Genomic DNA, 23,625 nt, shown 5'->3' with positions numbered 1-23,625 from the left:
GCCATGCTGCCAACGACACGCGCTGGAGCCGCGTAACAAGCGATCACCCGTTGTGTCGCTCAATATACGTTTATGTACTTTTTTGCCGAGTGCAGCGCCGCGGGGAGCCCTTCATGACACGGAGCACCACCGACTCCCCGGTCCCCCTGCCGCCCCCGAAGGAGCGGCGGCGCCTGCGCGAGGCGAAGGGCCTGAAAGAGGAGCAGGTCGCGGCCGCGATCGGCGTGACACGCACGACGATCAAATCCTGGGAGACCGGCCGCACCAGCCCGCAGGGCCGCAGACGTGAGTTGTACGCGAAGCTCCTCGCCGCCATCGAGGAGGAACTGTCCGCGGCATCGCCCGATCCCGCTCCCCCGCCGGACATCCGGCCCGGGCAGCGCTCGCCCGCACGCCCGCGTGTCCTGCCCCCCAAGCCTCAGCCCGCGCCGCGCCGTCCACCGGCGCCCCTGCCCTCGCTTCCCCCGGCGTCGACCCCGGGCGAGGCCTTCGACGCCCTGTACGCGCACGCGGCACCCGCCCTCGTACGCCAGACCTACCTGCTCACCGGCCGCACCGAGCTCTCCCGCGAGTCGGTCGAGCGCGCCTTCCACCTTGCGTGGCAGCGCTGGCCCGAAGTCGCCGTCGACCGGGACCCGGTGGGCTGGGTCCGGGCCGTCGCCTACGAGTACGCCATGTCTCCCTGGCACCGTATGCGCCGTGCCCACCGGCATCCGGACAGCCCGCAGGAGACCGGGAACCGGCCGGCGCTGCTCGACGCGCTGCAGGAGCTGCCCCCGCCGTACCGTCGCACACTGCTGCTCTACGACGGGCTGGGCCTGGACCTGCCGGAGACCGCGGCCGAGACCGAGGCGAGCACCCCGGCCGCCGCGAACCGACTGCTGCACGCGCGGGACGCCGTCGCCGGGCGGCTGCCCGAACTCGGCGACCCCGAACTGCTCCAGCAGCAGCTCAGGGCGCTGGCCGCTGCGGTACCCGTGCCGCGCATGACGCCCGCCGACACGGTACGGGCGACCTGCGAGCGACGGGCAGAGGTGTGGACGCGGGTCGCGGTCGCGGCGACCTCACTGATCGTGGCCGCGACGGCGATCACGCTGGTCACCGCTCCCCGGCACTACGAGCGGCCCGTCCCGCCGGGTCAGTGGGTCGAGGGCGTGCCCGCGCCGCATCCCGGCCCGCAACTGCTCAGCCAGAAGGACAGGACGCTGCGCGACAGACTGAACGCCGAGCCGGCGAAGGGCCCCCACCGGCTGGTCCCCCAGCTCCGCTGACCGCCGCTGCGCACAAACGGGTGGGCCCGCCCCCGGTCGTCCGGGGGCGGGCCCACCCGCAGTGCCGTGCAGAAGCAGCCCGGAAGCCCGGCCGCCGAGGCAGGGTCAGCTGCCGAGAACGGCGCGCGCCAACTTGGCCGTCTCGGTCGGCGTCTTGCCGACCTTGACACCGGCGGCCTCAAGGGCCTCCTTCTTCGCCTGGGCGGTGCCGGAGGAGCCGGAGACGATGGCGCCGGCGTGGCCCATGGTCTTGCCCTCGGGCGCGGTGAAGCCCGCGACGTAGCCGACGACCGGCTTGGTGACATTGGCCTTGATGAAGTCGGCCGCACGCTCCTCGGCGTCGCCGCCGATCTCACCGATCATGACGATCAGGTCGGTGTCCGGGTCGGCCTCGAAGGCCGCCAGGGCGTCGATGTGCGTGGTGCCGATGACCGGGTCGCCACCGATGCCGACGGCGGAGGAGAAGCCGATGTCACGGAGCTCGTACATCATCTGGTAGGTCAGCGTGCCGGACTTGGACACGAGACCGATGCGGCCGGGCTTGGTGATGTCGCCCGGGATGATGCCGGCGTTGGACTGACCGGGGGTGATCAGGCCGGGGCAGTTCGGGCCGATGATCCGGGTCTTGTTGCCCTTGGACGTCGCGTACGCCCAGAAGGCGGCGGAGTCGTGGACCGCGATGCCCTCGGTGATCACGACCGCCAGCGGGATCTCGGCGTCGATCGCCTCGACGACGGCGGCCTTGGCGAAGGCCGGCGGCACGAAGAGGACGGAGACGTTGGCGCCCGTCTTCTCCATCGCCTCGGCGACGGAGCCGAAGACCGGTACCTCGGTGCCGTCGAAGTCGACGGACGTTCCGGCCTTGCGCGGGTTCACGCCGCCGACGATGTTGGTGCCGTCGGCCAGCATGAGCTTGGTGTGCTTCATGCCGGTGGCGCCGGTCATGCCCTGGACGATGACCTTGCTGTCCTTGTTGAGGAAGATAGCCATGGTTCTACAGTCCCTCTTCCCTTACTTCGCAGCAGCGGCGAGCTCGGCGGCCTTGTCGGCCGCGCCGTCCATGGTGTCCACGCGCTGCACGAGCGGGTGGTTGGCGTCGGAGAGGATCCTGCGACCCAGCTCCGCGTTGTTGCCGTCGAGGCGGACGACCAGCGGCTTGGTGACCTCTTCGCCCTTGTCGGCGAGCAGGGCCAGAGCCTGGACGATGCCGTTGGCGACCTCGTCGCATGCGGTGATGCCACCGAAGACGTTGACGAAGACGGACTTGACGTCCGGGTCGCCGAGGATGATCTCCAGGCCGTTCGCCATCACCTGTGCGGAGGCGCCGCCACCGATGTCGAGGAAGTTGGCCGGCTTGACGCCACCGTGGTTCTCACCAGCGTAGGCGACGACGTCGAGGGTCGACATGACCAGACCCGCACCGTTGCCGATGATGCCGACCTCGCCGTCGAGCTTGACGTAGTTGAGGTTCTTGGCCTTGGCGGCGGCCTCGAGCGGGTTGGCCGCGGCCTTGTCCTCGAGAGCCGCGTGCCCGGGCTGACGGAAGTCGGCGTTCTCGTCGAGGGACACCTTGCCGTCGAGCGCGATGACGCGGCCGTCGGCGACCTTGGCCAGCGGGTTGACCTCGACGAGGAGCGCGTCCTCCTCGATGAAGGTCTTCCACAGGGTGACGAGGATGTCGGCGACCTGGTCGGCGACCTCGGCCGGGAACTTCGCCTGGGCGACGATCTCGGCGGCCTTCTCCTTGGTGACGCCCTCGTTGGCGTTGACCGGGACCTTCGCGAGGGCCTCGGGGTTCTCCTCCGCGACGACCTCGATCTCCACGCCGCCCTGGACGGACGCCATGGCGAGGAAGGTGCGGTTGGTGCGGTCGAGGAGGTACGAGACGTAGTACTCCTCGGCGATCTCCGGAGCGGTCTCCGCGATCATCACCTTGTGGACCGTGTGGCCCTTGATGTCCATGCCGAGGATGTCCGCCGCACGAGCGACAGCCTCGTCCGGAGTGGCGGCCAGCTTCACGCCGCCGGCCTTGCCACGGCCGCCGACCTTGACCTGGGCCTTGACGACCGAACGGCCGCCCAGACGCTCGGTCGCCTCGCGCGCCGCCTCAGGCGTGTCGATGACTTCACCGGCCAGCACCGGTACACCGTGCTTGGCGAAGAGGTCCCTCGCCTGGTACTCGAACAGGTCCACGCGCGTCCGTCCCTTTTCTACTGATCGCGGTTCGTTGTCTGCGTGGGCGTGCCGCTGAGGGCAACGTGACGGCACTGTCACAAGGGAGGCACACACGGTGTCCGTGGGCGCGGCATGTCCGCCTGGCAGGTTATCCCCGCAGCACACGGGTCCCTAAATCACAGGTCACACCTGAGCGGTGATTACAGTCACAGATCGCGACCTGATCAGGTGCGAGGAGGGGCGGCCTCCTGGGGTTCGAAGGCCGCCTCTCACACCTCCGGCACGGTCGACCGTGCCGGAGTAATGCCTGGTCAGTGACCGGTCAGCGCCTGGAGGGCGTCACCCGGAGACTGCTCAGATGCTGACTGTACGTGCTCAGATGCCGTAGGGCATGTAGCTGGGGGTCACATCGGAGACCACGCCCTGCACGCCCGTGACGGCGTTGCCGGTGAGCGGGGCGGCGTCACCCGTGGCGCCCCCGGTGACCCCCTGGGCGAACGGCTGCACGTCGGAGACGACACCGCCCGCGAAGGGCTGCACATCGGCGCTCACACCCTGGACGAGACCGGTGGCGCTGGTGCCGACGCCGTACGTGACCGGCTGGACGTGATCGACGACGGTCTCGACCAACGGGTGCACCGCACCGACGACCCCGCCGGCGAACGGCTGCACCTCGGAGACCACACCACCGGCGAACGGCTGCACCTCCGAGACCACACCACCGGCGAAGGGGGTCACCTCGGAGACGACGTCCTGCGCGAGGACACCGACGTCACCGACCGCCTGGCCGGCGACCGGCACGACACCGGAGACGGCGGTGGCCACGACGGGCGGCAGAACGGCCTGGCCGGTCTCGTCGGCGATCGGGCCCGAGGCGGCGACGAGGCGCTGGGCCTCGGCGCCGGCCGAGCCCGGGGCCTGCTGCAGCTCCGGCGCGAACGCGGAGAGCGGCCCGAAGAGGTAGTCGATCTCCTCGCGGGCGTCCTGCTGCGCGTCCTCGACGACCGGGACCTGGACGTCCGCGGCGGACGGGAGCTGCGCGTCGGCGACGGACGGGAGCTGGATGTCCTCCAGGCGCGGGTCGTCGGGAATCTGGCCCCGCACCCCGGCCGCGGTGTCCGCGACCTGCGTGCTGACGTCCTCGGCACCGGCCGTGACGTCGTCGATCACGTCGGCGGCCTGGTCGGGCGTGGCGAGCGGCACGGAGACGGGCAGCTCGTCGGCGCTGGCCGCGGCGGTCCCGAGGGCCCACATACCGGTGGCGGTGGCGGCGACGGCTATGGAACGGCGGATGTTCTTGTGCATGCTTGCGTCAGATCCTTCGAATTGTCTCGGCTGTCCGGAGATATCCGGTGTGGCGGGCAGACCTGTCCCACCCCCGCGTGGCAGGTCAAGGCGGGGAAAGGGCTGCCCTAGCCGGGGAATTCGAGAATGTCGCGCGGCCTGTCGCGGGTCGGCGGCTCGGCGGCCACCCAGCGGGGGTCGCCGGCGAACACACCCGGCGACCCGTACGACAACGTGGCCGCCTGGTGGTCTCCCATACGGAAGGTGTGGGACTCGCCGGAGTGCGGAACGGTGCCCTGCCGGGAGCTGCAGGGAGCGAACGGCTCAGGTGCGTGCGTGGGGTCCGGACGGACCTCACCCTGCGGTCCCCGCGCCGCGCCGTCGTGGTGACCGGCAGCGGTGGGGGCATCGAGAACGTACGTGGCGGCCACGGCAGCGCTGTGGGCCGCCGCCCTGCTGTCGTCGGAGGCGGCGTCGGCGTCGGCGCGCGACGGAGCGGCCGAACCGGCGACGGTGTCCGTCGCCGGTGCCGGGCCGTCACCCGGGTCCGTCGTGTCGGCGCCCGCGGTAGGCGGGTCGACGGGGAGGCCCGGGACATCGCCGCCGGGCGGTTGCGGCCCAGGCAGCACCTCGCCCAGGGGCGCGGTGATGTCGCGTGCGGCAGCCGTGACCGGGCGGGCCACCTCGCTCAGCGAGGTGACGGGGTCCGAGGCCGTCTCGCGCAGTTCGCGTACCGGAGCGGAGTCCGCGATACCCGCACCGGCTCCCGCTGCCCACGTCTCGGCCTCCGCAGCGGCCGCTGCGGCCTGCGCCCGGACGTGCGGTGCAGGGGACTCAGCAGCCTCCGCCTGACCGGCGAAGAGGAAACCGATCGTCAGCAGCCCACCGAGGAAGAGCATCACGTGCAGCGCGCGTGACCCGGCGACCGCCCGGCGCAGTGCGCACAGGACGGCTGCTGGACGAGCAGCTGCGACGGTCATGGTGGAGGATGCCTTCCCGGACGGCCCCGGCCGGCGGACGCCGGCCTTCCGCGGGGATCGGGCACGATGCTCGCACGAGCCTCCGGGGGGCACGCAAGTCCTGCGTTACTGATGGGTCACCATGTCCGGTATGGGCAGGGGCCGCTTCTCGATGGCGGCCGCCATGACATCCGGGAAGAGATCGGGCGTACAGGCGAACGCCGGGGCGCCGAGCGCCGCGAGGGCCGCCGCGTGCTCACGGTCGTACGCGGGCGTTCCTTCGTCGGAGAGCGCCAGCAGTGCGACGAACTGCACACCCGAGGCCTTCATCGCCGCGACCCGCTTGAGCATCTCGTCCCGGATACCGCCTTCGTAGAGGTCACTGATGAGGACGACGACGGTGTCGGCGGGGCGGGTGATCTGCGACTGGCAGTATGCGAGCGCCCTGTTGATGTCGGTACCGCCGCCCAGCTGGGTGCCGAACAGCACGTCGACCGGATCGTCGAGCTGGTCGGTGAGGTCGACGACGGCCGTGTCGAAGACGACGAGGCGGGTGGCGATGGAGCGCATCGAGGCGAGGACCGCGCCGAACACCGAGGCGTAGACGACGGATGCGGCCATCGATCCGGACTGGTCGATGCAGAGCACCACGTCCTTCTTGACGGACCGGGAGGCGCGTCCGTATCCGATGAGCCGCTCGGGCACGACGGTGCGGTGCTCCGGCAGATAGTTCTTCAGGTTGGCCCGGATCGTCCGGTCCCAGTCGATGTCCCGGTGGCGCGGGCGATTGATCTTCGCCGAGCGGTCGAGCGCGCCCGTCAGCGTGGACCGGGTGCGGGTGGCCAGCTTCTTCTCCAGCTCCTCGACGACCTTGCGGACCACGGCCCTGGCCGTCTCCTTGGTCGTCTCGGGCATCGCCTTGTTGAGCGAGAGCAGTGTGCCGACGAGATGGACGTCCGCCTCGACGGCCTCCAGCATCTCCGGCTCCAGCAGGAGGGTGGACAGACCGAGCCGGTCGATCGCGTCGCGCTGCATGACCTGGACGACGGAGCTGGGGAAGTACGTCCGGATGTCGCCGAGCCAGCGCGCGACGGAGGGCGCGGACGCCCCGAGGCCTGCGGAGCGGCTGCCGCCACGGTCCGCGGCGCCGGGTCGGGTCCCGTAGAGGGAGGTCAGGGCGTCGTCCATCGCCGCGTCCGGGCCGGCCAGGGCGCAGCCCGTGCCGTCGGCTCCGGACTCGCCGCCCAGCACGAGCCGCCAGCGCCGCAGCCGCTCGTCGTGCTCGGTCGGTGTCATCGGGCCACCCCCGCCGGGTCGTTGTCATGGGTCGGTCGGTCGAGGTCGTCGCCGGCCGGGTCCTCGCCTGTGAGGTCCGTGCCGGTGTGGTCCTTGGCAGCAAGGGGCTTGCCTGCCTGGTCGTCGCCGGACAGGTGGTCGCCTTCCTGCTCGTGCCCGGCCGTCTCGCTTCCGGCTCGTACGCCTGCTGCCGACTCGTGGATGCCGAGCAGCAGATGCAGCACGGGCAGCATCGCGTCCGCCCGCGCCTCGTCCAGGCCGGGCCCGAAGCCGGGCATCGCGGACCGGTCCTGCGCCGGACCGGCCGTCGCCGCGGGTCCACGTGCGACGAGCTCCCCGAGAGTGCGGCGCACGCCCGGTTCGTAGCCGGAGAACGTGCGGCGCAGCAGCGGCAGTACATCGGTGAAGGCGTTCGTGGGCACGGCTGCGAGCCAGGCATCGACCAGCCCGAGGAGCCGTTCGTCGTGGACCAGGAGCAGACCGCCCCCCGAGGCGCCCCCGACGAACCCCTCGATCCATGCCGCCGCATCGGCGGGCTCCGTGCCCGGCGAGAGCGCGAGGGCCATCAGCCGTGCGGCCTCGTCCTCCTCGAGCCGCCCGTCGTCCAGCAGCAACCGTGCCGCGCGGCCGCGTATCACGCCGGGGACGGTGTCGCGGTCGGCGAGCCTGCGCAGCACCGAGCTCCAGCGCTCGCCCAGCTCGCCGGTCCCGGGCAGCAGTCCGATCGCGTGGTGAACGCCGTCGATGTGGCCGCGCATCTCCGCCGCGCCGTCCGCGTCGAGCGCGGTGCAGGCGGGCGGAAGTCCGACACAGATCCGCTCGGCGATCCCGGCGGCGACCTCGCCGAGGGCAGCGGTGTCGGTGGCGCGCACATCGCCGTACCGCAAGGAGCGGGCAAGGGCGGGCAGGGCCTGAGCGAGATGGCTCACGTCGGCGTCCAGCGCGGCGCGGTCGGCCAGCGCCTTCATCACCACGGGCAGCGCGTCGGGCAGGCCGGCCAGCAGGCAGTGCTCGGCGAGTGCGGTGACCTCGCCGAGCGCGGTGGCCGTGACGGCCAGCGACTCGGCCTTCGCCGTGGCGGCGGAGAGCACGGTGGTGCCCCAGACTCCGGCCTCGGCGATCTGGACGGACAGCTCGGGCTCCCAGCGCAGCCGCCAGCTCTCCCGGAACGTGCCCGTGCTTCCCCGTCCCGCGACGGGCTCCCCCCAGCCCACGCCGAGCAGACGCAGCCGGTGCAGCAGCCGGCTCTTGGCCGCGTCGGACTCCTTGCGCAGATCCAGGTCCAGCTCGCGCTCCAGGGCCTCGGGCTTGAGCCGCAGACTGCGCTGCTGCCGGGTCAGATCGCGCTGAAGGGGTACGGCGGGCGCGGTGTCCGGCACTTCACCGAGCACATCACCGATGACGAGCCGGTCGCGGACGAGATCGAGCGGCACATCGGAGCCGTCGCACATGACGGCCCGTACGGCGTCGATGGTCTCGCCCAGTCCGGCGAGCGGCCGCCCTCGCATGACGGCGAGGGTCTCGGCGAGCCGGACCGCCTCGATGACATGGGCGGACGACACCATCCGGTCCTCGTCGCGCAGCAGGCCCGCGACCTTGGTCATCCACCGCTCGACGGGCCGGTCGGGCGCGCCGAACAGGTGTCCGTACCAGCCGGGCGAGTCGATGCCCGCGCCGTAGCCTCGCCCGGAGGGTGAGCCGAGCCGGGCGAGCCGGCGGTGCGTCCAGGGCACCCAGGTCATCTCCGTCTTGACTTTCGGCAGCCCTTTGAGGAGTGCGCGGTCGGCCGCGACGGTGGTCCTCTCCTCGAGTGCGGGCACATGCCAGGCGCCGCAGACGACTGCCACACCGTCTCCGAACTCCTTGCGGGCTGCCCTTAGTTGGAGGCGCATATGGGCCTCCCGAACGAGATCCCGGTCGCGACCGCCGTGGCCGTACCCCTCCCGCAGTGCCGTCATCGCCTCGCCGAGCGCGGCGAACGGTGCGAAGGGATCCGTGACATCTGCCGGGGTCTCTCTCCCGGCTGCCGGGAGAGACGTCACCGCCGCCCCGGCTGCGGCCGCGGTCCGGGACCCGGTGCCCCGATGCTCGACGACGTCCTCCCACCAGCGCTCCGGGTCGTCGTACCCCGCGGCCCCGGCGAGCACGGCGATCGGGTCGATGTGCAGCCCGTCGCTGCCCGCCTCGTCCGGCGTGGGCGCGCCCGGACCCACGCTCCCGGGGTCGGCACCGGGCTGCCCGGCCGATGTCCCGTCAGGCCCCTCCGCCCCCTCCGGCCGGTCGGACGGGGCCGCGCCCCGGGCTTCCTCGTGCGCGGCGAGCGCGAGCGAGTGCGCGGCGGGCAGGTCGATGAACCGAACGGGAACCTCGTGCGCCAGCGCCCAGCGGATCGCGACCCATTCCGGCGAGAACTCCGCCAGCGGCCAGAACGCCGCCCGGCCCGGATCGTCCACGGCATGCGCGAGCAGCGCGACCGGCGGGCGCATCTGCTCGTCGGCCGCCAGCGCGAGCAGCCCGTCCCCCTCGGGCGGCCCCTCGACCAGCACGGCCGCGGGCGACGCCGCGTCCAGCGCGGCCCGTACCGCCCGCGCGGAGCCCGGCCCGTGGTGGCGGACGCCGAGCAGCAGCGGCCCGGTCATACGCTCACCTCGCGGCAGGCCCGGTAGAAGTCCTTCCAGCCGTCCCGCTCGCGCACCACCGTCTCCAGGTACTCCTGCCAGATGACGCGGTCGGCCGCCGGGTCCCGCACGACGGCGCCGAGGATGCCGGCCGCCACGTCACCCGGGCGCAGCACTCCGTCGCCGAAGTGCGCGGCCAGCGCCAGCCCGTTGGTGACGACGGAGATGGCCTCGGCCGTCGACAGCGTCCCGGAAGGAGACTTGATCTTGGTGCGGCCGTCGGTGGACACGCCGTCCCTCAACTCCCGGAAGACCGTGACCACCCGGCGGATCTCCTCCAGTCCCTCCGGCGCGGCAGGCAGATCGAGCGAGCGTCCTATCTGGTCGACGCGACGCGACACGATGTCGACCTCGGCGTCCGGGGTCGCGGGCAGCGGCAGCACGACCGTGTTGAACCGGCGGCGCAGTGCGCTGGACAGGTCGTTGACCCCGCGGTCGCGGTCGTTGGCCGTGGCGATGAGATTGAACCCGCGGACCGCCTGCACCTCCTGCCCCAACTCCGGCACGGGCAGCGTCTTCTCGGACAGGATCGTGATCAGCGAGTCCTGCACGTCGGCGGGGACGCGTGTGAGCTCCTCGACGCGCGCGGTCATGCCTTCGGACATGGCGCGCATGACCGGACTCGGCACGAGCGCGTCACGGCTGGGTCCGTGCGCCAGCAACTGCGCATAGTTCCAGCCGTAGCGGATCGCCTCCTCGGGCGTGCCCGCCGTGCCCTGCACCAGCAGGGTCGAGTCGCCGCTGACGGCGGCGGCGAGATGCTCGGACACCCATGTCTTCGCAGTGCCGGGCACGCCGAGCAGCAGCAGCGCCCGGTCGGTGGCGAGCGTGGTGACGGCGACCTCGACGATCCGGCGCGGCCCCACGTACTTGGGTGTGATCACCGTCCCGTCGGACAGCGTGCCGCCGAGCAGGTAGGTGGCGACCGCCCACGGCGACATCCGCCAGTTCACCGGACGCGGGCGGTCGTCGACCGCGGCGAGCGCCTTCAGCTCGTCGGCGAAAGCGTCCTCGGCGTGCGGTCGCAGGACTTCGGTTCCGGTCGCTGCGCCGATTTCGGACACGGTCATGGATCCCCCTCCAGATCGTTCGACCCGATGTGTGATCCACGGTGCACCACGCCACTGACAATCGGCCTCGGCGATCACATCCCAGCAGGTCGAAGGCGTTGTCAGTGCAGGGCCTTAGCGTCGTTCCCATGCTGCGATCACTCGGGGGAGAGCCCCCGCACCCCACGGAGCAAGGGGTGCGCTGGACGTCGGAACAGGTGCTGGCACTGGCTCCTGACGACGCATCACGCAAAGCGGGAAACAAACTCGGCACGGCCGGGCCGTGGTCCGGCGCGGGCACCACCGGCTCGGGTGCCGTGTGGGGCCTGTGCAAGGGCAGCGGCAGCAGGCCCTATCAGACGGTGGTGGACACCAAGGGCCCCGCGTACAAATGCAGTTGCCCGAGCCGCAAGTTCCCGTGCAAGCACGCGCTGGGACTGCTGCTGCTGTGGGCGGCGGACGCGCAGGCCGTGCGCACCGTGCGGGACTCCGACGTCCCGGACTGGGCCGAGGAGTGGCTGGCAGGACGCAGAAAGCGCGAGCAGGCCAGGCAGCAGAACGACGCGGGGACGGGGACGCCCGCCAGGAGCGCGGATCCCGACGCCGCCCGACGCCGCGCCGAGCAGCGGGCGGACCGGATCACGGCAGGCGCCACCGAGTTGGAGCAGCGGCTGTCCGATCTGCTGCGCGGGGGACTTGCCGCGGCCGAGCAGTCCGGATACGGGGTCTGGGAGGAGACCGCGGCACGCATGGTCGACGCGCAGGCGCCCAGGCTGGCGGGCCGGGTCCGCGAGTTGGGCGCGATACCCGGCTCCGGGCCGGGCTGGCCGGTGCGCCTGCTGGAGGAGTGCGCGCTGATCCATCTGCTGGACTCGGCCTGGCTGGGCCGCCGGCGGCTGCCCGAGGCGCTGGCTGCGACGGTGCGGACCCGGGTGGGACTCACCGCGCCGGCCGCCGGACCGCCCGTCCGTGACGACTGGCTGATCCTGGCCCAGTACGACACGTCGGACGGCAAGCTCACCACCCGCCGCATCTGGCTGTACGGGCGGGAGACCGGCCGCACCGTGCTGCTGCTGTCCTTCGGGGCAGCGGGCCGCTCACCGCAACAGGCGCTGCCGGTGGGACTGACGATCGACGCGGAGGTCGTGCCGTACGGGGGCGCGGGGCAGCTGCGGGCGGACCTGGGCACGCAGTTCGGCGGACCGGCGCCCCTCGGTGCGCCCCCGCCGGGCGGGCCGGCAGTGTCGGCCGTCGAGGCGTACGGGCAGGCCCTGCGGGACGACCCCTGGCTGGACTCCTGGCCGGTGACGCTGCACGGCGTCGTACCTGTGCCGGACGGCGACGGGTGGCAACTGGCGGACGCGGACGGGAAGTCCGCGCTCCCCCTCGCGGCTTCGGCCCTCACCCGTCCCGGGCTGTGGAAGCTCGTGGCGCTCTCCGGCGGCCGTCCGGTCACGGTCTTCGGCGAGTTCGGTCACCAGGGCTTCGCGCCGCTCACGGCCTGGCCGGAGGACGGCTCGGAGACGGTCCCGCTCATCTGACGACAAGGCTCATGACCAGTGAAGGAGGCATCATGACCGGCACCACCGGCGCATCACCGTGGGAGGAGCTCGTCACCGCGGCGCTTCTCGGCACCGACCGCCGCACCCCGCCGGCTGCCCTGACGCCCCCGGGCAAGGACGCTCCGGTCGGCCTGCTCGACGCCGCCGCGCTGCACACCGTACGGCGACGGGCGGGTCTGCAGCCCGCGGCTGCCGCCGCCCGGCCGGAGCCCGCACCGCACGACAGTCGCCCTGCAGTGCCCGCGCCGGCCCGGCGGCGGCTCGCCCAGCTGCTCGCCGACCGGTCCGCGCCGTCGGGCGGCGGCCGCCGGGGTACAGCTCCGGATCTGACCGAGCTGCTCCCCCAGTGGCTGGCCGCCGCCAACGAACGCGGCTTCCAGGCGCCGCCTTCCGTCCTGCCGGCGCTGCTCGACGCGGCCCGGGCACGTACCGATCTGCGGCCGCAGGCCCTCGCCTTCGCCGGGGCGCGCGGGCTGTGGCTCGCCCGGCTCAACCCGGAGTGGAAGTTCGCCCTGCGCGGCGGATCGGCCGGCTCCGCACTGCCCGACCGGGACGATGCGGAGGCAGTGGGACGGCTGTGGGAGGAGGGACTGTTCGCCGAGCGGGTCGCCCTGCTGGCCGCCCTGCGGACCCATGACGCGGACAGCGCGCTGTCGCTGCTCGGCTCGACCTGGGCCACGGAGCGGGCGGAGGACCGGCTGATGTTCCTCGACTCGCTCCGCACGGGGCTGTCCGACGCGGACGAGACCTTCCTGGAACAGGCCCTGTCCGACCGCAGCCGAAACGTCCGGTCGACGGCGGCCGAGCTGCTCTCCGCCCTGCCGGGCTCGGCGTTCGCCGGGCGGATGGCGGCGCGGGCGGCGTCCTGTGTCTCCCTGGACCGCGGGGACGACGCGGGCGCGGTGATCACGGTGGAGGCCCCGCACGAATGCGACGCGGACATGCAGCGTGACGGCGTGGTGGCGACACCGCCTTCGGGCCGGGGCGAACGGTCTTGGTGGCTGGGCCAGTTGGTGGAGTCCGCCCCGCTGTCCGTCTGGCCCGGCCGGCTCGGGGGGCGCACGGCGGAGCAGATCGTCGCACTGCCGGTGGCCGACGACTGGGGCGACGAGCTGCATGCCGCGTGGTGCCGGGCGGCGGTGCGGCAGGGTGACGCGGCCTGGTCCCGCGCCCTGCTCGGCCCACCCGCGACCCCGCCTGCGACCGGTCCCGGCACGACGTCACTGGCCGAACGGTCCAAGCTGCTCGCGACACTGCCGGCGGACGAGCGGGCGGACTGGGTCGCGCGGTTCATCGCGGCCCACGGGTTGTCGGAAGCGTTCCAGCTCCTCGGCGTCTGCGCGGTGCCGTGGGCAGAGCCGCTGGGCCGCTCGGTGGTCGACGCGCTCGACATCGCGCGCGACGCGGGCAGCTATCCGTGGAGCTTCAGCGGGGTGATGGGCCTGGCCGAACGGTGCCTGGACCCGGCCGAGGCCCGCCGCCTGGAAGTCCTGACGGCCACCCCGGACGAGCAGGAGGACGCCTCGCCCGGTGCCGGAGGCTACTGGTCGGAGGCATTCCAGCGCCTGGTCTCGACGCTGACGCTCCGCGCGACGATGCACGCGGAGCTGAACGGGGCCGTCTGAGGAATCTCCGGGCCCCCGGAGCGGCCCAGGTCACCCGGACGGACCAGCCCAGCCCGGGGCGCAGCCCCAAGGACGGACGCAAACGGACCGGTCCGAGCCCGGGAGAAGCGCGCCCCGGGGGCGCCCTGCACACGGACCGGGCAGGCCGGGTTGGGCCACCCCGCTGTCGCGCCCTCGAGGGCTACGCGTCAGCGGCTTCGCGCACGTTCGCGTTGACCCAGTCAACGATCGACACCGTCGTGGCCCCCGGCGTGAAGATCTCCGCCACGCCGATCTCCTTCAGCGGCGCGATGTCCGCCTCGGGGATGATGCCGCCGCCGAAGACCTTGATGTCCTGGGCGTCGCGCTCCTTGAGGAGCTCGATGACCTTGGCGAACAGCGTGTTGTGCGCTCCGGAGAGGATCGAGAGGCCGATCGCGTCGGCGTCCTCCTGGATCGCGGTGTCCACGATCTGCTCGGGGGTCTGGTGAAGCCCCGTGTAGATGACTTCCATACCGGCGTCACGCAGCGCACGCGCGATCACCTTGGCGCCGCGATCGTGGCCGTCAAGACCCGGCTTGGCCACCACCACGCGGATCGGACCGGTCACACCCATCACTGCCTCCATACCCACACACCGACTGCGCCGCCACGGGCAGACGCGGAGAGTGAACGAACGTTATCGCCAGAAGTCCAGCATCCCGCAACCGGCCGTTTCGCGGTGGTCGGCGAGGGGGAAATCACACCTGGGACATTTTCATAGCGCGCCGTATCAGCACCAGGCGTCCCACACGCCCGCAGGCACGGCGCAAAGGGGAGCCGCCACAGGTCCACTCCAGGTCGCCGTACCACCGTGCCGACAGCCGCACGGCACGGTGGTACGGCACCGCCGTCGACCTCGCAAGCACCCCATGAGGGCACACGGGGGACGGAGCCGTCTCCCGCGTGCCGTTCAGGAGGTCGGCCATGAAGGTTCTGCCTTTCAACGTTCCGTGCTTCAACCTTCGCGTCTCGGCCGCACTGCTGCGTGCCACCGCCCTTGAGCTGGCCATTCTTGCCGCGCATCTGCTCCTCTACCCCTCCGGGCTCACGCCCGAGCGCCCCGTGCGCCGGAAGGGCCGGCTCGCGGCGGATCCCGGGCCCGACGCCGCACGGGTTCTGGGCACGGCCACGGCGGTCCCGGTCGTCCTCCTCCACGGCTTCATCGACAACCGCTCCGTCTTCGTCCTGCTGCGCCGCTCCCTCGTCGGCCCCGGCCGACGCCACGTCGAGTGCCTCAATTACTCCCCCCTCACCCGCGACGTCCGCACGGCGGCCGAGCTGCTCGGCCGCCACATAGAAGAGATCTGCATCCGCACGGGGCACCATGAGGTCGACATCGTCGGGCACAGCCTCGGCGGCCTCATCGCGCGGTACTACGTCCAGCGCCTCGGCGGCGACCAGCGCGTCCGCACGCTCGTCACTCTCGGTACCCCGCACTCCGGCACCACCGTGGCGCCCCTCGCCGGCGCGCACCCGGTCGTGCGGCAGATGCGGCCCGATTCCCCGGTGATCGAGGAGCTGCGCAGTCCCGCTCCGGGCTGCCGGACGCGCTTCGTGTGCTTCTGGAGCGATCTCGACCAGATCATGGCCCCGATCGAGACGGCCTGCATCGACCACCCGGATCTGATCGTGGAGAACGTGCGGGTCAGCGGAATCGGGCATCTCGCGCTGCCGGTCCACCCTGCCGTCGCGGCCCGTATCCGCCAGACCCTCGATGCCGAGGAGTCGGCCACGGGCGACTCGGGCGCAGTCTCCGTCGCCTGATCCACCCCCCTGAGCGGGCGTCGAGACATCGAACATTTCTCGAACGTAGGGCCAAAGCTCTGCCCACACCCCGCCGAAAGGCGGCCGAATGCCCGTTTCCTGCTTGCCTGGTTCCCGCTGAAGATTGTCGCCGTCGCGTACCGCCGGGTACAGTCGCGCCACTGCTTTCCCCTGGAGCCCCGCCATGCGGTGGTTCCGGACACTGGTCCTGCTGCCGAGGCGAGAGAGAAGTTGGTGAACGACCAGCACGCCCACGCCGGATACAACGGCTACGCCGCCGGCAGCTTCGACTCCGACCCGCTCTTCGGCGCCCTTCCGGGCAGTTACGAGGCGGGCCACAGCAGCCAGTACGACTCGACCCAGTGGGACACCGGATCGCACCAGTCCACGGGTTACGACGCCTACGCGTCGCCGCAGCAGGCCCAACAGCCGCAGTACGACCAGCAGTACGACACCACCGGCCAGTGGGACGCCGGCGCCTGGAACCAGGGCGCGCACACCGGCCAGTACGAGACGGCCGCGGCCACCTTCGCCCATGACGCGACCGGCCACTGGGCCGCACCGGGCTACGACACCGGCGCCTACGACGCCACCGCCTGGAACTCCGCCGGGGCCACCGGCACGACGGACGCGTTTGTACCCCAACAGTTCACGCCGGAGCACGAGTTCGTCCCGGCCGCGGGCTATGACACGACCGGCTTCGAGGCCGCCGGGTACGAGACGAACGGCGCCGGGTACGAGACGGCAGGCCAGGAGACCGGCTACGACAGCGGTTACGAGGCGGGTTACGACACCGCGGCCGAGTTCCAGGGCACGGAGCTCCAGGCCACGGAGTTCGAAAGCAGCGACTTCACGGACACCGACTTCCGAACGGACGCCGACCCCCAGGGCGACACGGACCAGGAAGCGGACACCGACCCGGCAGCCTCGTACGACTACGACTACGACCATGAGTACGCGTACGAAGCCGCTGCCGAGACCGCAGAAGAGTCCGCCGCCGAGCCGGAGGACGAGCTCGACGTCGAGGACGAACACGACGCCCTCACCCGGACCATGGCCGCCGGCGTTCCCTCGGCGTCCGTCACGCCCCGCCCGGTCCGCCGCTCCGGCGGCAGCCGTGGCCGGCGCCGTACGCCCGCCAAGCGCTCCGCCCTGCTGACCGTCGCCGTGCCTTCCGCCTGCGTGATGGGCGTCGCCGGGATCGCCGCCGCGTCGGTCAGCGACATCGGCGGCGACACCAAGGACGACAGCACCGCCAACCTGGCGGCCGCCGACCCGTCGTCCGTCAAGCAGATCGCCGCCAACAGCAAGATGGACACGCAGCTCGCCGCGCTCAGCGCCGATGCCCGCGACTTCGGTGACCGTGCCTCGCGCACCCAGGAACGACTCGATCTCAAGGCGCGCCAGGCGGCGGAGAAGAAGAAGCGCGCTGATGAGGCGGCACGACGAGAGGCCCTGCGCCCCAAGTTCGTCGTTCCGGTCAAGCAGGACGGCCTCAGCGCGTACTACGGCCAGTCCGGCGTCAACTGGATGTCCGTGCACACGGGTATCGACTTCCCCGTCCAGTACGGCACCGAGGTCATGGCCGCCACCGACGGCACCGTGCGCACCCAGTGGAACAGCGCCTACGGCAACATGGCGATCGTGACCGCCGCCGACGGCACCGAGACCTGGTACTGCCACCTCAGCACCACCAAGATCCGCTCCGGCACGGTCAAGGCCGGTGACGTGATCGCCTATTCGGGCAATTCGGGCAACTCCACCGGCCCGCACCTGCACTTCGAGGTCCGGCCGGGCGGCGGCTCGGCGATAGACCCGCTGCAGTGGCTGCGTTCGCACGGCCTGAACCCGACGTAACAGCCTGAACCCGACGTAATAGAACCCGGGCCTGCAAAAACCCGTCCCGGCGAGCCGTCCCCGAAACCCGGCGGGGCTGCCGCGGAGGACAGCCCCGGCCTCTCAGAGTTCAGAGCTTCTCGACCGGCGCGTACCGCAGCAGGAGCCGCTTCGGCTTGGTGTCCCCGAAGTCGATCGTCGCCTGTGCGTCCGCACCCGACCCCATCACCGCCACGACGGTCCCCAGACCGAACTGGTCGTGCGTGACGCGGTCGCCCACCGACAGCGAGATCACCGGCTTGTCGGTCGTACGCCGCGTGGCGAAACCGGAGGCACCCCCGCGCGAGCGAGCGGACGAGAGCGACGACGCGATGCCCGACGTGGGCCCGGCGGGTGCGGCCATCGGCCCTGTGCGCTTCCAGTCCAGGTGCCGGCCGGGGATCTCCTCGAGGAAGCGTGACGGCGGGTTGTACGAGGGCTGGCCCCAGGCGCTCCGCATCGTCGAGCGCGTCAGGTACAGGCGCTCGCGGGCACGCGTGATGCCGACGTACGCCAGCCGGCGCTCCTCCTCCAGCTCCTTGGTCTGGCCCAGCGCCCGCATGTGCGGGAAGACGCCGTCCTCCATGCCGGTGAGGAACACGACGGGGAACTCGAGGCCCTTGGCGGTGTGCAGCGTCATCAGCGTGATGACCCCCGTGCCTTCCTCGTCCTCGTCCGGGATCTGGTCGGAGTCGGCGACGAGTGCCACCTGCTCCAGGAACTCGGCGAGGGTGCCGGTGCCCTCCTCCTCGCCGCGCGCCTGCTCGAACTCGAGAGCCACGGCGGCCAGTTCCTGGAGGTTCTCGATACGGGTCTCGTCCTGGGGGTCCGTCGAGGCCTGCAGCTCGGCGAGATAGCCGGTGCGCTCCAGGACGGCCTCGAGGACGGTGGCGGGTCCTGCGCCGGACTCGACGACCGTACGCAGTTCCTCCATCAGCACGTTGAACCGTTTGACGGCGTTGGCGGAACGGGCCGCCATGCCGTACGCCTCGTCCACGCGGCGCAGGGCCTGCGGGAAGGTGATCTTCTCGCGCAGCGCCAGCGCGTCGATCATCGCCTCGGCGCGCTCGCCGATGCCGCGCTTGGGCACGTTGAGGATGCGGCGCAGCGGGACGTTGTCCTCCGGGTTGGCCAGGACGCGCAGATACGCGAGTACGTCCCTGACCTCCTTGCGCTCGTAGAAGCGCACTCCGCCGACGACCTTGTACGGCAGTCCGACGCGGATGAAGATCTCCTCGAAGACACGGGACTGGGCGTTCGTCCGGTAGAAGACGGCGACGTCGCCGGCCTTCGCCTCCGCGTTGTCGGTCAGCCGGTCGATCTCGTCGGCGACGAACTGGGCCTCGTCGTGCTCGGTGTCCGCGACATAGCCGGTGATCTGCGCACCGGCCCCGGCGTTGGTCCACAGATTCTTCGGACGGCGGCTCTCGTTGCGCTCGATGACCGCGTTGGCGGCCGAGAGGATCGTCTGGGTGGAGCGGTAGTTCTGCTCCAGCAGGATCGTCGTCGCCTCCGGGTAGTCCTCCTCGAACTGGAGGATGTTGCGGATGGTGGCCCCACGGAAGGCGTAGATCGACTGGTCGGCGTCACCGACGACGCACAGCTCGGCAGGCCCCAGGTCCTCGTATCCCGTGCCCACCAGCTCGCGCACGAGTGTGTACTGAGCGTGGTTGGTGTCCTGGTACTCGTCCACCAGGACGTGCCGGAACCGTCGCCGGTAGTGCTCGGCCACGTCCGGGAACGCCTGCAGCAGGTGGACGGTGGTCATGATGATGTCGTCGAAGTCGAGGGCGTTGGCCTCGCGCAACCGCGACTGGTACATGCGGTACGCCTCGGCCAGCGTCTTCTCGAAACCTCCCCCAGAGCCTCCGGCCTGGGAGGTACCCCCAGCCGCGCGGTCCGCGAAGGTCTCCTCGTCGATCAGCTCGTTCTTCAGGTTCGAGATCTGGGCGCTGAAGGACTTCGGCGGAAACTTCTTCGGGTCGAGGTCCAGGTCCCGGCAGACGAGGGCCATCAGCCGCTTCGAATCGGCCGCGTCGTAGATCGAGAACGACGAGGTGAAACCCAGCTTCTTGGACTCGCGGCGCAGGATACGGACGCATGCGCTGTGGAACGTGGAGACCCACATCGCGTTCGCCCGCGGCCCGACGAGCTGCTCGACACGCTCCTTCATCTCACCGGCGGCCTTGTTGGTGAAGGTGATCGCCAGTATCTGGCCGGGGTGCACATGGCGGGTCGCGAGCAGGTGGGCGATCCGGTGGGTGAGCACCCGGGTCTTGCCGGATCCTGCTCCGGCGACGATGAGCAGCGGCGACCCGGTGTGCGCGACGGCGGCGCGCTGCTGTTCGTTCAGCCCTTCGAGGAGGGCTGCCGGGTCCAGGACGGGGCGCGGAGCTCCGTCGCGGTAGTACCCGTCCCTGGCCGGGGGCACGTCGAAAGCGCCCTCGAAGAGATCGTCCGGAACCTGCTCCGGAGCCGACTCCTCTGGGGGCGGCGGGTGCTCCTCCGCGTGGGGCTGGAGGTCTGCCAGGAAGCTGTCGTCAAAGAGGCTGCTCATCGCTCTACGAGTCTAGGCCGCCCCACCGACAGACGTGGACGCCGCCCGAAACCCCGCACTCCCGGGAGCGGGAAGTGGTACGGCGGCGGGCTCGGAACCGGGTCCCGGCCCGATGTCCGCACCCGCGCGCAGCGCGCTGACCTGTAGGCCAGGACCGGCTCCGGACATGACGGAGTCCCGGTTACCCCCGGTACCCCTCACCCATGCCTGAGGCAAGGTCACGAAAATGTATCGGACAAATCGAACATCAACCTTCCCAGCAGCCGCACGAGTTGGCTAGCGTGCTCGTCCAGACGGCCCGTACCCCCCTGGCGACCCACGTCACATCGGGCGGTCTGCGCCGAATCCTGGCCTTCCGCAAGGAAGTTCGGAACCGGGGACCCACTATGCACAACTGGGGTGAATCGGACCCGTCTCGAACTGGTCCGTAGGGCATCTTCCGTTCGCCCGAACCCGACAGCTAACCCGGTAGGCGGTCCACGGAAGAAGGAGATGTCGGCCTTGGCGTCGCATCGCAAGCCCCGCAGCCGTACGGCGAAACCCTCGACCGCCGTCGGGTTCACCACGGCCGCCCTCGCCGGTGTCACCCTGCTGTCCTCGCAGAGCGCAGGCGCCGCGCCCGCCGAGCCGAAGCCCTCCATCGAGGAGGTGCAGAAGAAGGTCGACGACCTGTACCGGCAGGCCGGCACGGAGACGCAGAGGTACAACAAGGCCAAGGAGGCCACGGAGGGGAAGCGCCGCGAGGTCGGCAAGCTTCTCGACGAGGCCGCCCAGCGCACCGAGAAGCTGAACGAGTCCCGCCGGGCGCTGGGCAACTACGCCGCGGCGCAGTACCGCACGGGCGCGGTCACCCCGACCGCCGCCCTGCTGTTCGCCGACAGTCCCCAGGCGTACTTCGACCAGAGTCAGCTGATGGACCGGATGACGGACCAGCAGCGCGAGACGATCAGCGAGTACGAGACCGAGCGGGCAGCCGCCGCCGAGCAGCGGTCCGAGGCGACGAAGAGCCTCGAGTCCCTCACCGAGTCGCAGCAGGCGCTGCGCGAGAGCAAGCGGACCGTGCAGACCAAGCTCGCCGAGGCGCGCGAACTGCTGTCGAAGCTGACGGCGCAGGAGAAGGCCCGGCTCGCGGAGATCGAGCGCCAGAAGGAGGAGGAGGCGCGCCGCAAGGCCGAGGCGAAGGCCAAGGCGGAGGCGGAGGCCCGAGCCCAGGCGGAGGCCGAGCGCCGGCAGCAGGAGCAGCAGAACGACACGAGCCCGGGGACGGGTACCGGCACCGGCACCGGCACGGGCACATCGCCCGACAGCGGCTATGCCGCCAAGGCCGACAAGGTGCTCGCCTTCGCCCGCGCCCAGATCGGCAAGCCGTACGTCTGGGGCGCGACCGGCCCCAGCTCCTACGACTGCTCCGGCCTGACCCAGGCGGCGTGGAAGGCCGCCGGCGTCGAGCTGCCGCGTACCACCTGGGACCAGGTGAAGGTCGGCCAGCGGGTCGCGACGAGCGACCTGGTCCCCGGAGACCTGGTCTTCTTCTACGACGACATCAGCCACGTCGGCATCTACATCGGCGGCGGCAAGATGATCCACGCCCCCAAGCCGGGCGCGAACGTCCGCGAGGAGTCCATCTACTACATGCCGATCTACGGCAGCGTCCGCCCGGCCTGACCGGGGCGAAGCGCAAAACAGCGCCCGGGCGGCCGAGCCGCCCGGGCGCTGCGCTGTCCTCGGGGACGTCTCACGTCCACAGGGTCGCGATGAAGATGTTCGCCACGGTCAGGCCGCCGACCGCGCCGAACACCGCCTTGTCGACCTTCTCCTCGTCGCGCTTGACGTAGACCAGTGCCAGGATCACCACCAGGACCGCGAGCTTGATGCCGATCTTGAGGTTGTTCACCGGCTGGTCGTCCGCCTGGTTCAGGCCCACCAGCGCCACGCCCGTGATCAGCATCGTCAGGGCACCGTGCAGCATCGCCGGGGTGAAGCGCGCCGTGCCCGCGCCCATCGCCTTCATCTGGGTCAGGAAGCCGCCCAGCAAGGAGGCGATGCCGATGATGTGCAGGGCGACGAAGACATTGATGAGTACGTCCATGAGGCGGAGCCTAGCCCTGCCCCTACCACTGCCCTCCTGTAAGGGGAGCCTCATTCGGAGCATCGGTCAGGCCGGCGCGGGAATGTGGGCCCGGGCGAGGAACCCGCATACAGAAAGCGGTCCGAGCTGTCCACCTTCGTTCACTTTCGGTCCTTGGTCCGCTGTCCCGTGACCGCCGGGCTTAGCGTCCTTCGTCAGGTGGCCGACTCCCCAACGCCGTTGAGCAGCCGGACGGTTCGGCCGCCACCGCCGAGATGTCCGGCGGCGGGCCGCTTCCCCTGTGCGGCGCGCCGCCGGACCCGCAGGGAACGGAAGGACGTGGACGCCCCCGTGGCAGCGCACCGGAAACCCAGGCAGCAACCGTTCGGCGGCCAGGCCGCTCGTACGGCCGCCACTCTCGCGCTCGCCGGCGCCGCGACGGCCACCGCCTTCGAAGGGACCGGGCACGCCGAACCCCGGCTCACCCCCGCACAGATCAAGGCCCGGGTCGACAGGCTCTACCAGGAGGCCGAGGTGGCCACCGAGAAGTACAACGGGGCCCGGGAGGAGACCGCGAGCGCCCGCAGGTCGCTCGGCAGGCTGCGCGACGAGGCCGCCCGCAGGACCGAGCGGCTCAACGCCTCCCGCAACGCCCTCGGTTCCTTCGCGACCGCCCAGTACCGCTCGGGCAGCCTCGATCCCGGGCTGCAGCTCGCGCTCACCTCGGACCCCGACGACTACCTGGAACGGGCGGCGCTGGCCGAGCGGACAGGGGATCGGCAGGCGACCGCTGTCGGCGGCGTCCAGCGGGAGCTGATGGAGCTTGCCCGGCTCAGGGCGCAGGCGGGCGAGCGGATGGACCAGCTCGAGGCCCGCCGGCGCGAGCTGGCCGAGCACAAGTCGACCGTCCGGGCCAAGCTCGCGGCCGCCGAGCGGCTGCTGGCCGAACTCACCGAGGAGCAGCGCGCCGCCTACGAGTCCGGCGGACCGGTTGCGGGGCCCGGCAGCGCTGCCACCCGTGCGGACCGCTCGGCGGCGCCCCGGGCAGGCCTCCAGGCCCCCAACAGCCGTGCCGCGCAGGCCATCGCGTTCGCCTACGGAGCCCTCGGCAAGCCCTATGTCTGGGGCGCGACCGGCCCCAACGCCTTCGACTGCTCCGGACTCGTCCAGGCCGCGTGGCGCTCGGCCGGGGTGTCGCTGCCCCGCACCACGTACACCCAGATCAACGCCGGCCGGCGCGTCGCACGCTCTCAACTTGCCCCGGGTGACCTGGTGTTCTTCTACTCGGGGATCTCACATGTCGGCCTGTACATCGGCGGCGGCCAGATGATCCACGCCCCGCGCCCCGGGGCACCGGTCCGTGTCGCGCCGATCGACGAGATGCCCTTCGCGGGCGCCACGCGGGTCTCCTGACATCCGCTGCGTGGGTCCGGGCATCCCG

The 23,625-nt window shown here is 71.5% G+C and carries 17 protein-coding genes and 1 riboswitch; of the genes, 7 read left to right on the top strand and 10 right to left on the bottom strand.

What is annotated here, in order from left to right; all coding sequences use genetic code 11:
• Positions 1 to 113 precede the first annotated feature (113 nt).
• Positions 114 to 1,271 carry a sigma factor-like helix-turn-helix DNA-binding protein gene (locus ABZ208_RS08855; RefSeq protein ID WP_356908820.1) on the top strand — a complete coding sequence of 386 codons (1,158 nt, stop codon included), beginning with the start codon at positions 114 to 116 and terminating at the stop codon, positions 1,269 to 1,271.
• Between the two features lie 105 nt (positions 1,272 to 1,376).
• Here the strand turns inward: ABZ208_RS08855 and sucD are convergent, their stop codons facing one another.
• The 7 genes from sucD to ABZ208_RS08820 all read right to left on the bottom strand — a co-directional run bounded on the left by sucD (position 1,377) and on the right by ABZ208_RS08820 (position 10,733).
• Complete coding sequence (sucD, locus tag ABZ208_RS08850; RefSeq protein WP_356908819.1) at positions 1,377 to 2,261, bottom strand: succinate--CoA ligase subunit alpha; 885 nt, start codon at positions 2,259 to 2,261, stop codon at positions 1,377 to 1,379.
• Between the two features lie 21 nt (positions 2,262 to 2,282).
• On the bottom strand, positions 2,283 to 3,464 hold the full coding sequence (gene sucC / locus ABZ208_RS08845) for an ADP-forming succinate--CoA ligase subunit beta (RefSeq protein ID WP_356908818.1): 1,182 nt from the start codon (positions 3,462 to 3,464) through the stop codon (positions 2,283 to 2,285).
• A gap of 357 nt (positions 3,465 to 3,821) precedes the next feature.
• Positions 3,822 to 4,751 carry a hypothetical protein gene (locus ABZ208_RS08840; RefSeq protein ID WP_356908817.1) on the bottom strand — a complete coding sequence of 310 codons (930 nt, stop codon included), beginning with the start codon at positions 4,749 to 4,751 and terminating at the stop codon, positions 3,822 to 3,824.
• A 107-nt stretch (positions 4,752 to 4,858) separates the two neighbouring features.
• Positions 4,859 to 5,710, bottom strand: coding sequence for a hypothetical protein (locus tag ABZ208_RS08835; RefSeq protein ID WP_356908816.1), 852 nt, complete (start codon positions 5,708 to 5,710; stop codon positions 4,859 to 4,861).
• A 105-nt stretch (positions 5,711 to 5,815) separates the two neighbouring features.
• Complete coding sequence (locus tag ABZ208_RS08830) at positions 5,816 to 6,985, bottom strand: VWA domain-containing protein (RefSeq protein ID WP_356908815.1); 1,170 nt, start codon at positions 6,983 to 6,985, stop codon at positions 5,816 to 5,818.
• Positions 6,982 to 9,624 (bottom strand): DUF5682 family protein, encoded by a 2,643-nt coding sequence (locus tag ABZ208_RS08825; protein WP_356908814.1) that lies wholly within the window; start codon positions 9,622 to 9,624, stop codon positions 6,982 to 6,984. The genes ABZ208_RS08830 and ABZ208_RS08825 overlap by 4 nt, the downstream gene beginning before the upstream one ends.
• Positions 9,621 to 10,733, bottom strand: coding sequence for an AAA family ATPase (locus ABZ208_RS08820; protein ID WP_356908813.1), 1,113 nt, complete (start codon positions 10,731 to 10,733; stop codon positions 9,621 to 9,623). The genes ABZ208_RS08825 and ABZ208_RS08820 overlap by 4 nt, the downstream gene beginning before the upstream one ends.
• A 128-nt stretch (positions 10,734 to 10,861) precedes the next feature.
• Between ABZ208_RS08820 and ABZ208_RS08815 the strand changes: the two genes are divergently transcribed.
• Positions 10,862 to 12,253: an SWIM zinc finger family protein gene (locus ABZ208_RS08815; RefSeq protein ID WP_356908812.1), complete on the top strand. Its 1,392-nt coding sequence runs from the start codon at positions 10,862 to 10,864 to the stop codon at positions 12,251 to 12,253.
• Positions 12,254 to 12,285: 32 nt separating this feature from the next.
• A complete protein-coding gene (locus ABZ208_RS08810) occupies positions 12,286 to 13,899 on the top strand; it encodes a DUF5691 domain-containing protein (protein WP_356908811.1) in 1,614 nt (537 codons plus the stop codon).
• Positions 13,900 to 14,080: 181 nt separating this feature from the next.
• Here ABZ208_RS08810 and ABZ208_RS08805 read toward each other — a convergent pair whose 3' ends face one another.
• A complete protein-coding gene (locus ABZ208_RS08805) occupies positions 14,081 to 14,494 on the bottom strand; it encodes a cobalamin B12-binding domain-containing protein (RefSeq protein WP_328397413.1) in 414 nt (137 codons plus the stop codon).
• A gap of 350 nt (positions 14,495 to 14,844) precedes the next feature.
• Between ABZ208_RS08805 and ABZ208_RS08800 the strand changes: the two genes are divergently transcribed.
• Positions 14,845 to 15,684: an alpha/beta fold hydrolase gene (locus ABZ208_RS08800; protein WP_328397415.1), complete on the top strand. Its 840-nt coding sequence runs from the start codon at positions 14,845 to 14,847 to the stop codon at positions 15,682 to 15,684.
• 234 nt (positions 15,685 to 15,918) lie between these two features.
• Positions 15,919 to 17,541 carry a M23 family metallopeptidase gene (locus tag ABZ208_RS08795; protein WP_356908810.1) on the top strand — a complete coding sequence of 541 codons (1,623 nt, stop codon included), beginning with the start codon at positions 15,919 to 15,921 and terminating at the stop codon, positions 17,539 to 17,541.
• Between the two features lie 109 nt (positions 17,542 to 17,650).
• Here the strand turns inward: ABZ208_RS08795 and pcrA are convergent, their stop codons facing one another.
• A complete protein-coding gene (pcrA, locus tag ABZ208_RS08790) occupies positions 17,651 to 20,116 on the bottom strand; it encodes a DNA helicase PcrA (protein WP_356908809.1) in 2,466 nt (821 codons plus the stop codon).
• A gap of 328 nt (positions 20,117 to 20,444) precedes the next feature.
• Positions 20,445 to 20,606: riboswitch (cyclic di-AMP (ydaO/yuaA leader) on the top strand.
• A 2-nt stretch (positions 20,607 to 20,608) separates the two neighbouring features.
• Between pcrA and ABZ208_RS08785 the strand changes: the two genes are divergently transcribed.
• Positions 20,609 to 21,781, top strand: coding sequence for an NlpC/P60 family protein (locus ABZ208_RS08785; protein ID WP_356908808.1), 1,173 nt, complete (start codon positions 20,609 to 20,611; stop codon positions 21,779 to 21,781).
• A gap of 70 nt (positions 21,782 to 21,851) precedes the next feature.
• Here the strand turns inward: ABZ208_RS08785 and ABZ208_RS08780 are convergent, their stop codons facing one another.
• Positions 21,852 to 22,205, bottom strand: coding sequence for a hypothetical protein (locus ABZ208_RS08780; RefSeq protein ID WP_328397428.1), 354 nt, complete (start codon positions 22,203 to 22,205; stop codon positions 21,852 to 21,854).
• Positions 22,206 to 22,523: 318 nt separating this feature from the next.
• Between ABZ208_RS08780 and ABZ208_RS08775 the strand changes: the two genes are divergently transcribed.
• Positions 22,524 to 23,597 carry an NlpC/P60 family protein gene (locus ABZ208_RS08775; protein WP_356908807.1) on the top strand — a complete coding sequence of 358 codons (1,074 nt, stop codon included), beginning with the start codon at positions 22,524 to 22,526 and terminating at the stop codon, positions 23,595 to 23,597.
• Positions 23,598 to 23,625 lie beyond the last annotated feature (28 nt).

Source organism: Streptomyces sp. NPDC006208 (assembly GCF_040613775.1).
Lineage (GTDB): Bacteria > Actinomycetota > Actinomycetes > Streptomycetales > Streptomycetaceae > Streptomyces.
This window is presented reverse-complemented; position numbering and strand designations above follow the sequence as displayed.

Coding starts and splice junctions, on each gene's coding strand:
- ABZ208_RS08785 (WP_356908808.1), top strand. CDS start 20,609: ATGTCGGCCTTGGCGTCGCATCGCAAGCCCCGCAGCCGTACGGCGAAA.
- ABZ208_RS08830 (WP_356908815.1), bottom strand. CDS start 6,985: ATGACACCGACCGAGCACGACGAGCGGCTGCGGCGCTGGCGGCTCGTG.
- ABZ208_RS08840 (WP_356908817.1), bottom strand. CDS start 4,751: ATGCACAAGAACATCCGCCGTTCCATAGCCGTCGCCGCCACCGCCACC.
- ABZ208_RS08820 (WP_356908813.1), bottom strand. CDS start 10,733: ATGACCGTGTCCGAAATCGGCGCAGCGACCGGAACCGAAGTCCTGCGA.
- ABZ208_RS08855 (WP_356908820.1), top strand. CDS start 114: ATGACACGGAGCACCACCGACTCCCCGGTCCCCCTGCCGCCCCCGAAG.
- ABZ208_RS08800 (WP_328397415.1), top strand. CDS start 14,845: ATGAAGGTTCTGCCTTTCAACGTTCCGTGCTTCAACCTTCGCGTCTCG.
- sucD (WP_356908819.1), bottom strand. CDS start 2,261: ATGGCTATCTTCCTCAACAAGGACAGCAAGGTCATCGTCCAGGGCATG.
- ABZ208_RS08780 (WP_328397428.1), bottom strand. CDS start 22,205: ATGGACGTACTCATCAATGTCTTCGTCGCCCTGCACATCATCGGCATC.
- ABZ208_RS08810 (WP_356908811.1), top strand. CDS start 12,286: ATGACCGGCACCACCGGCGCATCACCGTGGGAGGAGCTCGTCACCGCG.
- pcrA (WP_356908809.1), bottom strand. CDS start 20,116: ATGAGCAGCCTCTTTGACGACAGCTTCCTGGCAGACCTCCAGCCCCAC.
- ABZ208_RS08825 (WP_356908814.1), bottom strand. CDS start 9,624: ATGACCGGGCCGCTGCTGCTCGGCGTCCGCCACCACGGGCCGGGCTCC.
- ABZ208_RS08805 (WP_328397413.1), bottom strand. CDS start 14,494: ATGGGTGTGACCGGTCCGATCCGCGTGGTGGTGGCCAAGCCGGGTCTT.
- ABZ208_RS08815 (WP_356908812.1), top strand. CDS start 10,862: ATGCTGCGATCACTCGGGGGAGAGCCCCCGCACCCCACGGAGCAAGGG.
- ABZ208_RS08835 (WP_356908816.1), bottom strand. CDS start 5,710: ATGACCGTCGCAGCTGCTCGTCCAGCAGCCGTCCTGTGCGCACTGCGC.